Below are 12,967 nucleotides of genomic sequence, written 5' to 3'. Positions count from 1 at the left end.
TGTTTGGCGCAAGACACCTCGGTCGGCCCCCTCTCCCTCTGGGAGAGGGCTGGGGTGAGGGGCTTTTAAAAGAGCTACTCGTTGTCGAGGCCCTTACGCCGATATGGAAACACATCAATGACCTTCCCCGCCCGAATCGCCTCCTGCAACCCCTTCCAGTAATCAGCGTTGTACAACTCCCCATGCAACTGATCGAACAACTTGCGCTGCCCCGAATCGGCAAACAAAAACGGTGGAAATTCCTCGGGAAACACGTCCAGCGGCCCGATTGAATACCACGGCTCGGAGGCCATCTCATCTTCGGGCGTGCGCGGCGCAGGAATGTGGCGGAAGTTGGCCTCCGTCAGAAAGCAGATCTCGTCATAGTCATAAAACACCACCCGCCCATGCCGGGTGACGCCGAAGTTTTTCAGCAGCATGTCGCCGGGAAAGATATTCGCCGCCGCCAGTTGCTTGATCGCCAGGCCGTAATCCTCCAGCGCCTCACGCACTTGCGCCTCGTTGGCGTTTTCCAGATACAGATTGAGCGGGGTCATCCGCCGCTCGGTCCAGCAGTGACGAATCAGCACCGTTTCGCCCTCGACCGAGACCGTCGAAGGCGCCACTTCCAGCAACTCTTCAAGGCACGCCGGATCGAATTTGCTCAGTGGAAAACGGAAGTCGGCGAATTCCTGGGTGTCGGCCATGCGCCCTACCCGGTCGACGCTTTTCACCAACCGATACTTCTCGATCACAGTCGCACGGTCGACGTTTTTCGACGGCGAGAAACGGTCCTTGATGATTTTGAATACGGTGTTGAAACCCGGCAGGGTGAACACGCTCATGACCATTCCGCGCACGCCGGGAGCCATGATGAATTGATCATCGGTATTGGCCAGATGATTGATCAGCGCGCGGTAAAACTCGGATTTGCCGTGCTTGTAGAAGCCGATGGAGGTGTACAGCTCGGCAATGTGCTTACCCGGCAAAATGCGCCGCAGAAAGCCGATGAATTCCGCCGGCACCGGCACGTCGACCATGAAGTACGAACGGGTGAACGAGAAGATGATCGACACATCGGCTTCGTCGGTGATCAACGCATCGATCTGGATCCCGCGCCCTTCACGGTGCAGCAGCGGAATCACCAGCGGCCACTGCTCGTCGCGGGTGAAGAGGCGTCCGACCAGATACGCGCCCTTGTTGCGATAGAGCACCGAGGAAAACAGCTCGACGCTGAGTTCCGGGTCCTTGCACACCCAGTCCGGCAGATTCTCGCGCAGTTGCGCTTCGAGGCGGCGCAGGTCGCCGGGCAGATCGGCGTAATCCTCGCTGAAACGGTAGTCGGCAAAAATGCTCGCGAGCGTCCCCGACAACTGGCCTTGGGGCTTGTAGGTGCGGGTTTGCGCGGCGCGGGCACGGCGCAGGCTCGGGCGCGTGGTGTGGATGAACATGCAGCCGTCGCTGATCAGGTCGTGGCTGAACAGCCCGCAGAAAATCGAGTTGTACCAGGTCTCGGACAGCTCATCGTCGAAGCGCAGGTCGATGACACTGATATAGGCACTTTTCACCAACGGCCAGCAGCTGACATTCATCAGCGTTTCGTCGTCGAAATATTCGCGCAGGCGGGCGATGGTTTCGCCGACTTTGTCTTCGTAGAGGTTGATCCGTGCTGCCGACGCCGTTTGCGTCTCCTGCCAGCGCGCCTGCTCGAAACGCTCCCGGGCACCGTCGGTGATGCGCCGGAAATGCTCGCGGTAATCGTCAAAGCCATCGAGGATCATGCGGGCGATATCGGTGGCTGGCCATTGCTGCGGCATAGATAAGACCTCGGCGTGCGTGGGGAAATCTGTGCCTGAGCTTAGCCACGGAAACGGGCGCAGGTGAAGTGCAATTTCTGCCAAATCCGCGTCAGGCTTGTACAGCGACACAGTTTTTTGCAAAGTTTTTTAATCGACCGTTCGGTCAGTTAATCACCTTGAAGGTCCTCCTGACCGCCCTGCGCCAGCCCGCGAATTCTCTAGGCTTCGGATCCAATACAGCACAGACGCGTCTAGCCCGTGGCTTTGCTGCAACTGCGCGGGTCGTCAGCGACGACGCCAGATTGGTCTTACCAAAATAGTGGCACTTTGATATACAGCCAGCCATTACCCGCCTCATAACAAGATCCTCGCTGACGAGGACGACCTCTCCCTCAAAGATCAAGGAGCACACTGATGTCTATCCGGAATCTGCGCATAGGTTTGCGCGCCAGTTTGAGCTTTGCCGTTTTGGCCAGTCTGCTGGTGGTGGTCGGCCTGTTCGGGCTGGGCCAGATGAAAAACCTGCGTGAAAGTGCAGCGGTGATCGAAGAGTCATGGATGCCCAGCATCGAGAGCATTCATGACGCAGCGGCGAATATCGCCAGCATCCGTCTCGAATCCCTGCGGCTGATCACCAACAGCCAACCCGCCGTGCGCGACAGAAGCAAAGGCATCCTCAAGGCGCAGCGTGAGGAGTTGCTCAAGCGCCTCAACGATCACAAAACCTTGATTGCCAGTGATCAGGAACAGGCAATGCTCGACGGCCTGAACGTGGCCACGGGCAAGTACCTCAGCATTCTCGATCAGATCATCAGCCAGATTGAAGCCGGTCAGAACGAGCAGGCCGCCGCCCGTTTAAGCAATGAGCTGGCACCGCAGGGAACTGTGCTCGACAAGACGCTGGAGCAGATGATCAGCCTCAACCAACAAGGTGCCGACGCCGCCGCCAAGGCTGCGGCGGCGATGTACCAACGGGCATTGTGGATTGTCGCGACGATCATCGTGGTTGCCCTGATTGCCACGCTGCTGCTGGCCTGGCAATTGACGCGCAGCATCACCACCCCGATCAATCAGGCCCTGAAGGTGGCGCGGCGCATTGCTGCCGGTGATCTCAGCGGCCAGATTGTCAGCACCGGTAAAGATGAGGCTGCGCAGCTGCTCGACGCCTTGGCCGAGATGCAGGGCAATTTGCGCTCGACCATTCGAGGAATCAGCGAATCGGCACAGCAATTGGCTTCCGCTGCCGAGGAAATGAGTTCGGTGATGGAGCAAAGCACTCGCGGCCTGCAGCAGCAGAACGATCAGATCGAACAGGCGGCCACAGCGGTCACCGAGATGAGCACTGCGGTGGATGAAGTCGCGGCCAACGCCGTGTCCAGCGCCGAAGCGTCTGCCGCCTCCAATGAAGACAGCAAGCACGGCCATGTACAGGTCAGCGAAACCATCAGTTCGATTCAGCAACTGGTCGACGCGGTACTCGGCGCTTCCGCGCAAGCCGAGGGCCTGGCCACCCAGGCCCAGGACATCAGCAAAGTGTTGGAGGTGATTCGTGGGATCGCCGGGCAAACCAACCTGTTGGCGCTCAATGCGGCGATCGAAGCGGCGCGCGCCGGTGAGGCCGGGCGCGGCTTTGCTGTGGTGGCCGATGAGGTGCGTTCACTGGCCCGACGCACGCAGAATTCCACCGAAGAAATCGAGTTGATGATCAGCAGTATTCAGCAAGGCACGGGGTCGACCGTGGGCGCGTTGCAGAGCAGTGCCGAACAGGCCGGTCAGACATTGCGCCGAGCCAACAGCGCGGGTCAGGCACTGGAAAAAATCACCGCGTCGATCTCGCAGATCAACCAACGCAACCTGGTGATCGCCAGCGCGGCCGAGCAGCAGGCCTTGGTCGCGCGTGAAGTCGATCAGAATCTGGTGACCATCCGCGACCTCTCGACCCAGACCGCCGCCGGCGCCACCCAGACCTCGGCCGCAAGCCAGGAACTGTCGCGTCTGGCCGTCGATCTCAACGGCCTGGTGACACGCTTTGTGATCTGAGCGCAAATTTGAATGCCCGAATAGCGGTTGCCTTCGTCAGGGCGCTCGGCAACACTCTCGTCCCGATCAAGGAAGGAGACCCGTCGTGAGCCCTGTCGATATTTTCCGTATGTTGTCGCTGGCGGCCATCTGGGGCGCGAGTTTTCTGTTCATGCGCATTATTGCGCCGGTGATCGGCACGATCCCGACCGGTTTTTTTCGCGTGTCGATTGCGGCCGTTGGCCTGTTGGTGATCCTCGGGCTGATGCGCGTGCGCTGGGATTTCAAAGGCAAACTGAAAACCGTGATGCTGCTGGGCGTCATCAACTCGGGAATACCTGCCACGCTGTATTCGGTTGCCGCGCAGGTACTGCCAGCCGGCTACTCGGCGATTTTCAATGCCACCACGCCGTTGATGGGCGTGCTGATTGGCGGGTTGTTCTTCAGTGAAAAACTCACTGCTGCCAAGTTGGGTGGGGTTTTCCTCGGCCTGTTCGGTGTTGGCGTGCTGACCCGCGCCGGCCCCGTGGCGTTCGACTTGCAGTTGTTGATGGGCGCTGTCGCCTGCCTGCTCGCGACCACTTGCTATGGCTTCGCCGGTTTCCTCGCGCGGCGCTGGCTGGATCAGGCCGGTGGACTGGACAGCCGGCTGTCGGCGCTGGGCAGCATGCTCGGTGCGACCTTGTTCCTGTTGCCGTTGTTCGGGTATAGCGTGATCACCTCACCTCCCGTCAGTTGGGGCGGCTGGAATGTCTGGCTGTCGCTGTTGGGCCTGGGTTTGGGCTGCACGGCGTTTGCCTACATCATTTACTTCCGCCTGCTCAGCTCGATCGGTCCGGTGAAGTCGATGACCGTGACCTTCATGATCCCTCCGTTCGGTGTGCTGTGGGGGGCGTTGTTGCTGGATGAGCCGTTGTCGATGGCGCATATTTACGGTGGCGTGCTGATTGCGCTGGCGTTATGGCTGGTGTTGAAGCCTGCTGCGGTGAAACCTGTTGAGATGAAAGCCCGGTAGGAGTTGCCGCAGGCTGCGATCTTTTGATCTTGTCTTTAAAGATCGCAGCCTGCGGCAGCTCCTACAGGGGTTAGCGTTACTGCGGTTTACGGAATACGAATGCCAGACCGACAATGATCAACAGCATCCCAAGCACGCTCAATGCTGCCAGACGATTGCCGAAAATCAGATAGTCCATCAATGCCGTCACCGCCGGCACCAGGTAAAACAGGCTGGTGACGTTCACCAGATTGCCTCGCGCGATCAGTCGATACAGCAACAGCGTCGCCAGCACCGACACCACAAGCCCCATCCACAACACCGGCACGATAAAGCCTGTGCTGTGTTCAAAGTGGAACGGCTGAAACGGCACGAAGATCCCGCACAACAACAGCCCGGCCAGATATTGCACCGGCAGTGTGCCGAGAGGATTTTCCGTGATGCGTTTCTGCATGATCGAGCCCAGCGTCATGCTCACCAGCGCCAGCAAGCCAAACAACATTCCCGCCCAAGACATCCCGGCCAGACCGATGCCTTGGTAAACCACCATGATCAGCCCCGCCAGCCCCAAGGCCAGACCAAACATCCGGCTCGCCGAGCGCTGCCGCTCCATCAATACTACGGTGAGAATCGGCTGCACGCCCATGATGGTCGCCATCACGCCCGGGGTGACTTTGGTGTTGAGCGCCAGCAGATAAAAAATCTGATACGCCCCCAACAACACCACACCCGTGGCGATCGCAAACAGCATCGGTTTGCCGCCCTTGGGCAGCTTCAGCTTGAGCAGCGGCGCCAGCAACACGAGGCCGCACAAGGCAATCACAAAGCGAATCAGCAGAAAGGCAAACGGTGAGGCATGGGCCAGCCCCCATTTGGAGAAGATCGCGCCGCTGCTCCACAGCAGAACGAACAGGCTCGTGGACGCGGCCGCGAGCGCGGATTTTTTCGACAGGACAAACATGAATACCACCTGTAGTCAGGCCAATAGCCAACTCAGCCGAAGCTGAAATTCAGTAGGTTTTTCTGGCGGGCGCAGGGTTCAGCAGAAACTGCCGATCAGCCCGAAACGCCAACGCCCGGCGGTGATACGACTGCGCACACCGGCGTGCTACTAACAGGTGGGGGGTAATGACTGATCTGCTTGGGCTGCTGATTCCCGCACGGCACGACGCCAGCGTTGACCGCTGAATCGACTACCGCGTTGATGAGGGATGCAGGCATTTGGGCAGATCTTTTTTGAAGGGATGGAGCGTGAGCCGTACGGCTCACGAGCGCCGACTATAACCAGCGCGGGACATGGATTGCAATGATTTGGACAAAGGGCCAGTAGCGACGGATGCATCAGCGCTGAATAGGCTGTTGAGCAACGGCTACTCCTATCGATGGGGAGACAGGAATGCTCGAAATCATATGCCAAGGGAACGGGGTTATCTGCGCTATCAGTTGTATCGGTCGCTGGCCAGGAAGCAGGCAAGCATCGCCACTGCTCCATTGCAGCTACCAGCGGGACAAGACTTGTCGAAAGTACGCTTTGAACCTATCGATGCCACACCGAGGGCGGGAGCATGCGTAAATCCGTAAAAAAATCCCCCAGTAAGAAAAGATCAATCAAAACGGAAGAAAAGCTTATCTCCTCCGAGCTATCAGCCAATCAGCAGCGCTTTCTTCAGCTACTGATTACTGGCATCGAGGACGAACCCAACGTTCTCGCTGGACGGCGCTGATTCGCAGGCAATAAAAACCGCTCACAAGGAGCGGTTTTTTATTGTCTCGTCCAGTCTCAACCAAACAGCCAATACCCCAACAACGTCAACACAACCACCGCCAGCACCGGACGCATCACGCGATAGGCCTTCGGATGACGGCGTTTCCACTGTTTGACTATGCCACTGAACCTGTCGCTGAAGTTCTTGCTCCAGGCGTAAGCCTGGTTGATCCCGCCAACGCGTTCATCATCAAGGTTCTGCGGTGCGGTAGCACGGCCGAGCCAGGCGCTGATCGAGCGGTTGATGCGGGTCATGAGGCGGTTGCTCAGCGGACGTTCAACGTCGCAGAACAGAATCACGCGGGTTTGGTCGGTTTCATTCTTGACCCAGTGCACATAGGTCTCGTCGAACATCACGTCTTCACCGTCACGCCAGGCGTAAACCTGACCATCAACGAAGATCCGGCAATCATCGGAGTTCGGCGTCGACAAGCCGAGGTGATAACGCAGGGAGCCGGCGAACGGGTCACGATGCGGGTTCAGGTGGCTGCCACCCGGCAACAACGCAAACATCGCGCCTTTGACGTTGGGAATAGCACTGACCAGCGCCACGGTTTTCGGGCACAGTGTTTCGGCCGACGGCAGCGGTTTGTCGTACCACTTGAGGTAGAAACGCTTCCAGCCCTTCTTGAAGAACGAACCGAAACCGGCGTCGTTGTTCTTTTCCGCCGCGCGAATATAGCCTTCATCGAACAGATGCATGGCTTCGTCGCGAATGGTTTCCCAATTATCGCGCAGCACGTCCAGCTCCGGAAATTTGCTGCGATCCAGGTACGGCTTGGACGGCACGCCGGAGAACAGGTACATCAGGGCGTTGTACGGGGCGAACAGCGCCGAGTGGTTGACGAACTGGCGCAGTACCGGCAAACGCGCTTTGCCGCGCAAATGCACATAGAGGATGCTGCCCACAAACAGCAGCAGCACCGACACCTTGGCGGCTAACGAAAAGCTCATCAACGACTCCTTGAATAAAGACAACGCTGCGCAATGCCACTTTACCCGGCATGGCAGCCGGCCATGATAAACACTACCGGCGCCGGGCAAAACCCGCCTTACACAAGATTCAGTGTTAAGAATTGCGCAACAAAGCATTTATTAGCATAACGATCCTGAACCCTGGCTGACCTGAATCAACCGGATTACTGTTGAGTCTCCTGCTCAGTGAATAAATCGCTGAACAACATGCTCGACAGATAACGCTCGCCGGAGTCAGGCAGAATCACGACGATGGTCTTGCCCTGCATCTCCGGCGTCTCGGCCAGACGCACCGCCACCGCCATCGCCGCACCGCAGGAGATGCCGCACAAAATCCCTTCTTCCTGCATCAACCGCAGGGCCATGGCCTTGGACTCCTCGTCGGAGACCTGCTCGACCCGGTCGACCATCGACAGATCCAGGTTCTTCGGCACAAAGCCGGCACCGATCCCCTGAATCTTGTGCGGGCTCGGTTTGATCTCTTCACCCGCCAACGCCTGGGTGATCACCGGCGACGACATCGGCTCCACCGCCACCGAAATTATCGGTTTGCCCTGGGTATGCTTGATATACCGCGAAACGCCCGTGATGGTTCCGCCAGTGCCGACGCCTGCCACGAGTACATCGACGGCACCGTCAGTGTCGTTCCAGATTTCCGGACCGGTGGTCTTTTCGTGGATGGCCGGGTTGGCCGGGTTATCGAACTGCGCCGGCATGAAATATTTGTCGGCATCGCTGGCGACGATTTCGGCAGCCTTTTCGATAGCCCCTTTCATGCCCTTGGCCGGCTCGGTCAACACCAGTTCGGCGCCCAAGGCCTTGAGGACCTTACGGCGCTCGATGCTCATCGAGGCCGGCATGGTCAGCATCAATTTGTAACCGCGAGCGGCAGCCACAAAGGCCAGACCGATGCCGGTATTCCCCGAGGTCGGCTCGACAATGGTCATGCCCGGCTTGAGTTTGCCGCTGCTTTCGGCGTCCCAGATCATGTTGGCGCCAATCCGGCACTTGACCGAGTAACCGGGGTTGCGCCCTTCGATCTTGGCCAGAATGGTCACGCCACGCGGCGCGATGCGGTTGATCTGCACCAGCGGCGTGTTGCCGATGGAATGGGCGTTGTCAGCGAAAATACGGCTCATGGCTGGGTCCTTATGCAGCATTGAATTCAGCGCCCAAGGTATGCCTGTTGCCTGGCGCAGTCCAGTCGGGTCGAACGACTGCGCGGCGTAACAGTCAATCGCTTACATCTTCAGGAAATTGCCGTCATGAAGCGTCGCTATAGTTGGCCATTAGGGATTTTCGCCGTTGTCGTTGTGTTGCTGATCGCGCTGCACATCGCCCTGCCCTACATGGTGCGCGACTATCTGAACGGCAAACTGGCGGACATGGGTGACTATCGGGGCCAGATCACTGATGTCGATCTGGCCCTATGGCGCGGCGCCTACAAGATCAATGGGCTAAAGATCGTCAAGGTCGACGGCAAGGTGCCGGTGCCATTCGTCAATGCACCGCTGATCGATCTGGCGGTCAGTTGGCATTCGCTGTGGTATGACCATGCCGTCGTAGCGCAGGTTAACTTCGTCAAACCTGAGGTCAACTTCGTCGACGGCGGGGGCAACAAGCAGAACTCTCAAACCGGTCAAGGCACAGACTGGCGCGCGCAACTGGGCAAGCTACTGCCAATCACCCTCGACGAAGTACAGATTCACGACGGGAAGATCAGTTTCCGCAACTTCAATTCAAAACCGCCAGTGAACATGAACGCGACCAATGTCGACGCGAGCATCTATAACCTGACCAACGTGGTCGACAAAGAGGGAAAACGCGATGCCCGTTTCGAAGGCAAAGCCAAACTGCTCGGCCACGCACCGCTGGAAACAACAGCAACGTTCGACCCGCTGAGCAATTTCGAAGACTTCGAATTCCGCCTGCGCGCCAAAGACATCGAACTCAAGAGCATGAACGACTTCGCCTCGGCCTACGGCAAGTTCGACTTCAACGCCGGCCACGGTGATGTAGTGATCGAAGCCCAAGCCAAAAAAGCCCAGGTCAGCGGCTACATCAAACCGCTGCTGCGCGACGTCGAAGTGTTCAACTGGCAGCAGGACGTGGAAAACAAGAACAAGAGCATCTTCCGCTCAGTCTGGGAGGCCATCGTCGGCGGCTCGGAAACCGTGCTGAAGAACCAGGCCAAAAACCAGTTCGCCACCAAGGTCGAACTCAGTGGCAACGTGCATCAGCAAAATATCAACGCGTTCGAAGCGTTTTTGCAGATTTTGCGCAATGGCTTCATACAGGCATTCAATGCCCGCTATGAGCGGCCGAAGCCGGATGCGGGTTAGTTTTTGCGGTTGACGATATAGCGACCAGACTCCTCTGCGGCCAGTGTTGAGCTTTGTTGCAGTGAATCCCAGCCCAGACAAGCCAGCGCCAGCGAACGTGGCACTGGCTCTCAGCATCAGTTCCACGCCGCCACCGATGAGGTGAACATGAAGCGGAGGGTGATCCTTCGCGCGCAACTGAATGCGGTATCTGTCGCGAAATCGGTATTTAGTCGTCATGCCCGAGAGGCTATCGCCAAATCGGCGATACCTGAAGACTGGCCATCGGCAGAGACCGAGTCAACATGTGACGCCCCATTCAGGGACTGAATAAGCCGTCTGCGTTCACAGTCGACCGGGCTGCGCGTTATAGTCGGGCATCCGATTATTTCGCCCCCGCCCTGCCCGTCAGGTCGGCGTTACCGTTCGAGGATTAGCAGATGAAGTTCGAAGGCACCCAGGCCTACGTCGCCACCGATGACCTGAAGCTGGCGGTCAACGCCGCCATCACCCTGGAGCGGCCGCTGCTGGTCAAGGGCGAGCCGGGCACCGGCAAGACCATGCTCGCCGAGCAACTGGCCGAATCGTTCGGCGCCAAGTTGATCACCTGGCACATCAAGTCCACCACCAAGGCCCATCAGGGTCTGTACGAATACGATGCGGTCAGCCGTCTGCGCGACTCGCAACTGGGCAATGAGAAAGTCCACGATGTGCGCAACTACCTGAAGAAGGGCAAGCTCTGGGAGGCTTTCGAGTCCGAAGAGCGGGTCATCCTGTTGATCGATGAAATCGACAAGGCTGACATCGAATTCCCTAACGACTTGTTGCAAGAACTCGACAAGATGGAGTTCTACGTTTACGAGATCGACGAGACCATCAAAGCGAAGAAGCGCCCGATCATTATCATTACCTCCAACAATGAAAAAGAGCTGCCGGACGCCTTCCTGCGCCGCTGCTTCTTCCACTACATCGCCTTCCCCGACCGCACCACCCTGCAAAAAATCGTCGACGTGCATTACCCGGACATCAAAAAGGATCTGGTCAGCGAAGCGCTGGACGTGTTCTTCGACGTGCGCAAGGTGCCGGGCCTGAAGAAGAAGCCGTCGACGTCCGAATTGGTCGACTGGCTGAAGCTGTTGATGGCCGACAACATCGGCGAAGCGGTGCTGCGCGAACGCGATCCGACCAAAGCCATTCCGCCGCTGGCCGGTGCCTTGGTGAAGAATGAGCAGGACGTGCAACTGCTTGAGCGCCTGGCGTTCATGAGCCGTCGCGGCACCCGCTAAGAGGCTGATGCCATGTTGCTCAACCTGTTCAATGAAATGCGTGCAGCCAAGGTGCCGGTGTCGGTGCGTGAGTTGCTCGACCTGATCAACGCGCTGAAACAGCGCGTGACCTTCGCCGACATGGACGAGTTTTATTACTTGTCGCGGGCGATTCTGGTGAAGGACGAACGCCATTTCGACAAGTTCGACCGCGCGTTCGGGGCCTACTTCAATGGTCTGGAAAAGCTCGACGATCATTTGCAGGCACTGATTCCCGAGGACTGGCTGCGCAAGGAATTCGAACGCTCGCTGAGCGACGAAGAACGCGCACAGATCCAGTCCCTCGGTGGCCTGGACAAGTTGATCGAGGAGTTCAAGAAGCGTCTGGAAGAGCAGAAGGAACGCCATGCCGGCGGCAACAAGTGGATCGGTACCGGCGGCACCAGTCCGTTCGGTTCCGGTGGCTTCAATCCGGAAGGTATCCGCGTCGGCGATGCGGGCAAGCGCCAAGGCAAAGCGGTAAAAGTCTGGGATCAGCGCGAGTACAAGAACCTCGACGATTCCGTCGAACTGGGCACGCGCAACATCAAGGTTGCCTTACGCCGACTGCGCAAATTCGCTCGTCAGGGTGCGGCAGAAGAGCTCGATATCGACGGCACCATCGACCACACCGCCAAAGACGCCGGCCTGCTGAATATCCAGATGCGCCCGGAACGGCGCAACACGGTGAAGCTGTTGTTGCTGTTCGACATTGGCGGCTCGATGGACGCGCACGTGAAGATCTGCGAGGAACTGTTTTCGGCTTGCAAAACCGAGTTCAAGCACCTGGAGTACTTCTACTTCCACAACTTCATTTATGAATCGGTGTGGAAGAACAACATGCGCCGCACGTCCGAGCGCACTTCAACACAGGACCTGCTGCACAAGTACGGCGCCGACTACAAAGTGATTTTCATTGGCGACGCGGCGATGGCACCTTACGAAATTACCCAGGCCGGCGGCAGCGTCGAGCATTGGAACGAAGAGCCGGGTTATGTGTGGATGCAGCGTTTCATGGAGAAGTACAAGAAGCTCATCTGGATCAACCCTTACCCGAAAGACACGTGGGGCTATACCTCATCGACCAACATCGTGCGGGATCTGATCGAGGATCAGATGTATCCGTTGACGTTGCGCGGGCTTGAGGAAGGAATGCGGTTTCTGTCCAAGTAAGATTGCGAAGGTAAATACTGAAAGGCAAACCGTATGAAAGCGGCTGCCTTTCAGACTCGCGGGTTTACCAACCTGTCGCGAGATAAGACCTGCAGAGACGGAACATGAAAGAGGTGTCCAGAATCGCGGGACCGACCGCAGTCGTTTTTTTCCCGCGGCGGTTTTTCTTTCCTTTGGCGACAACGTTCGCCCCGCCATTTTCCAGCTCTACCCTGCGACTTTTTTCAATGTCCGTTTCAGGACTCAGGGTCACTTCACTCTTAATTTCGCCCTCTGGCCTCAGAAAGCGAAACCTTACGCTTTTCACCTCTGCACCCGCGTTGGTCTCCACGGCAATCAACTCCATGGCGTTACCACTCGCCTCTTTGGGGTGACTCCAGTGAAACATACGCATCATGTCGACGGTTGCGGTGGACATGAAGGTCTCGATACGCGCAACAGTGTCCTGATGATCGGCCGGGTCGGCGTCCAGTCGTTGCACATTGTAGAAACGATCGATGCTCGCCCGATAAACCGGCACGCTGTCCACACCCTCATAAAAACCGACAATGTGCCCATCGACACTGTTGGCACATTCGCCCTTTGACTGGGCCATTACTGTCATAAAACGCATCTGTAACTTCCTTGTAAAAGATGAA

At 57.8% G+C, this 12,967-nt stretch carries 11 protein-coding genes and 1 pseudogene; 6 read left to right on the top strand and 6 right to left on the bottom strand.

The features are described 5' to 3' along the window. Nucleotides 1–74 precede the first annotated feature (74 nt). A complete protein-coding gene (gene aceK, locus P3G59_RS07725) occupies nucleotides 75–1,796 on the bottom strand; it encodes a bifunctional isocitrate dehydrogenase kinase/phosphatase (RefSeq protein WP_277761101.1) in 1,722 nt (573 codons plus the stop codon). A gap of 396 nt (nucleotides 1,797–2,192) precedes the next feature. On the opposite strand from aceK, the gene P3G59_RS07720 reads away from it, so the two are divergent. Both P3G59_RS07720 and P3G59_RS07715 read left to right on the top strand, forming a co-directional pair. Next, the gene (locus tag P3G59_RS07720) at nucleotides 2,193–3,818 is read left to right on the top strand and encodes a methyl-accepting chemotaxis protein (protein ID WP_277761100.1); all 1,626 of its coding nucleotides are present in this window, start codon (nucleotides 2,193–2,195) and stop codon (nucleotides 3,816–3,818) included. A gap of 85 nt (nucleotides 3,819–3,903) precedes the next feature. After that, a complete protein-coding gene (locus P3G59_RS07715) occupies nucleotides 3,904–4,812 on the top strand; it encodes a DMT family transporter (protein ID WP_277761099.1) in 909 nt (302 codons plus the stop codon). A 76-nt stretch (nucleotides 4,813–4,888) separates the two neighbouring features. On the opposite strand, the gene P3G59_RS07710 is transcribed toward P3G59_RS07715, so the two are convergent. After that, nucleotides 4,889–5,752 (bottom strand): DMT family transporter, encoded by an 864-nt coding sequence (locus tag P3G59_RS07710; protein ID WP_277761098.1) that lies wholly within the window; start codon nucleotides 5,750–5,752, stop codon nucleotides 4,889–4,891. 604 nt (nucleotides 5,753–6,356) lie between these two features. On the opposite strand from P3G59_RS07710, the gene P3G59_RS07705 reads away from it, so the two are divergent. After that, nucleotides 6,357–6,515 (top strand): hypothetical protein, encoded by a 159-nt coding sequence (locus P3G59_RS07705; RefSeq protein WP_277761097.1) that lies wholly within the window; start codon nucleotides 6,357–6,359, stop codon nucleotides 6,513–6,515. 56 nt (nucleotides 6,516–6,571) lie between these two features. On the opposite strand, the gene P3G59_RS07700 is transcribed toward P3G59_RS07705, so the two are convergent. Together P3G59_RS07700 and cysK are read right to left on the bottom strand one after the other, a co-directional pair. Beyond that, nucleotides 6,572–7,510, bottom strand: coding sequence for an aspartyl/asparaginyl beta-hydroxylase domain-containing protein (locus P3G59_RS07700; RefSeq protein ID WP_277761096.1), 939 nt, complete (start codon nucleotides 7,508–7,510; stop codon nucleotides 6,572–6,574). Nucleotides 7,511–7,695: 185 nt separating this feature from the next. Continuing rightward, nucleotides 7,696–8,670, bottom strand: a complete 975-nt coding sequence (cysK, locus tag P3G59_RS07695) for a cysteine synthase A (RefSeq protein ID WP_277761095.1) — start codon at nucleotides 8,668–8,670, stop codon at nucleotides 7,696–7,698. A 126-nt stretch (nucleotides 8,671–8,796) separates the two neighbouring features. Between cysK and P3G59_RS07690 the strand changes: the two genes are divergently transcribed. Then, on the top strand, nucleotides 8,797–9,873 hold the full coding sequence (locus tag P3G59_RS07690; RefSeq protein ID WP_277761094.1) for a DUF748 domain-containing protein: 1,077 nt from the start codon (nucleotides 8,797–8,799) through the stop codon (nucleotides 9,871–9,873). A 111-nt stretch (nucleotides 9,874–9,984) separates the two neighbouring features. Here P3G59_RS07690 and P3G59_RS07685 read toward each other — a convergent pair. Further along, nucleotides 9,985–10,092: pseudogene (locus tag P3G59_RS07685) on the bottom strand (DUF4160 domain-containing protein); the annotation flags it as partial. A 200-nt stretch (nucleotides 10,093–10,292) separates the two neighbouring features. On the opposite strand from P3G59_RS07685, the gene P3G59_RS07680 reads away from it, so the two are divergent. Both P3G59_RS07680 and P3G59_RS07675 read left to right on the top strand, forming a co-directional pair. Next, nucleotides 10,293–11,138: a MoxR family ATPase gene (locus tag P3G59_RS07680; protein ID WP_007911294.1), complete on the top strand. Its 846-nt coding sequence runs from the start codon at nucleotides 10,293–10,295 to the stop codon at nucleotides 11,136–11,138. A gap of 12 nt (nucleotides 11,139–11,150) precedes the next feature. After that, nucleotides 11,151–12,329, top strand: coding sequence for a VWA domain-containing protein (locus P3G59_RS07675; RefSeq protein WP_016771218.1), 1,179 nt, complete (start codon nucleotides 11,151–11,153; stop codon nucleotides 12,327–12,329). A gap of 64 nt (nucleotides 12,330–12,393) precedes the next feature. Here the strand turns inward: P3G59_RS07675 and P3G59_RS07670 are convergent, their stop codons facing one another. Beyond that, entirely contained in the window at nucleotides 12,394–12,942 is a 549-nt protein-coding gene (locus tag P3G59_RS07670; protein ID WP_277761093.1) for a hypothetical protein, read from the bottom strand. Nucleotides 12,943–12,967: the final 25 nt, after the last annotated feature.

Source organism: Pseudomonas sp. A34-9, from assembly GCF_029543085.1.
In the GTDB taxonomy this organism is placed as follows: domain Bacteria; phylum Pseudomonadota; class Gammaproteobacteria; order Pseudomonadales; family Pseudomonadaceae; genus Aquipseudomonas.
The sequence above is the reverse complement of the archived record's forward strand: the minus strand, read 5'-3'. Positions and strand labels throughout refer to the sequence as shown.

Excerpts from the sequence above, each read along its gene's own strand:
- P3G59_RS07670 (WP_277761093.1), bottom strand. The coding sequence starts at position 12,942 with ATGCGTTTTATGACAGTAATGGCCCAGTCAAAGGGCGAATGTGCCAAC.
- P3G59_RS07710 (WP_277761098.1), bottom strand. The coding sequence starts at position 5,752 with ATGTTTGTCCTGTCGAAAAAATCCGCGCTCGCGGCCGCGTCCACGAGC.
- P3G59_RS07690 (WP_277761094.1), top strand. The coding sequence starts at position 8,797 with ATGAAGCGTCGCTATAGTTGGCCATTAGGGATTTTCGCCGTTGTCGTT.
- P3G59_RS07720 (WP_277761100.1), top strand. The coding sequence starts at position 2,193 with ATGTCTATCCGGAATCTGCGCATAGGTTTGCGCGCCAGTTTGAGCTTT.
- P3G59_RS07680 (WP_007911294.1), top strand. The coding sequence starts at position 10,293 with ATGAAGTTCGAAGGCACCCAGGCCTACGTCGCCACCGATGACCTGAAG.
- P3G59_RS07705 (WP_277761097.1), top strand. The coding sequence starts at position 6,357 with ATGCGTAAATCCGTAAAAAAATCCCCCAGTAAGAAAAGATCAATCAAA.
- P3G59_RS07675 (WP_016771218.1), top strand. The coding sequence starts at position 11,151 with ATGTTGCTCAACCTGTTCAATGAAATGCGTGCAGCCAAGGTGCCGGTG.
- aceK (WP_277761101.1), bottom strand. The coding sequence starts at position 1,796 with ATGCCGCAGCAATGGCCAGCCACCGATATCGCCCGCATGATCCTCGAT.
- P3G59_RS07700 (WP_277761096.1), bottom strand. The coding sequence starts at position 7,510 with ATGAGCTTTTCGTTAGCCGCCAAGGTGTCGGTGCTGCTGCTGTTTGTG.
- cysK (WP_277761095.1), bottom strand. The coding sequence starts at position 8,670 with ATGAGCCGTATTTTCGCTGACAACGCCCATTCCATCGGCAACACGCCG.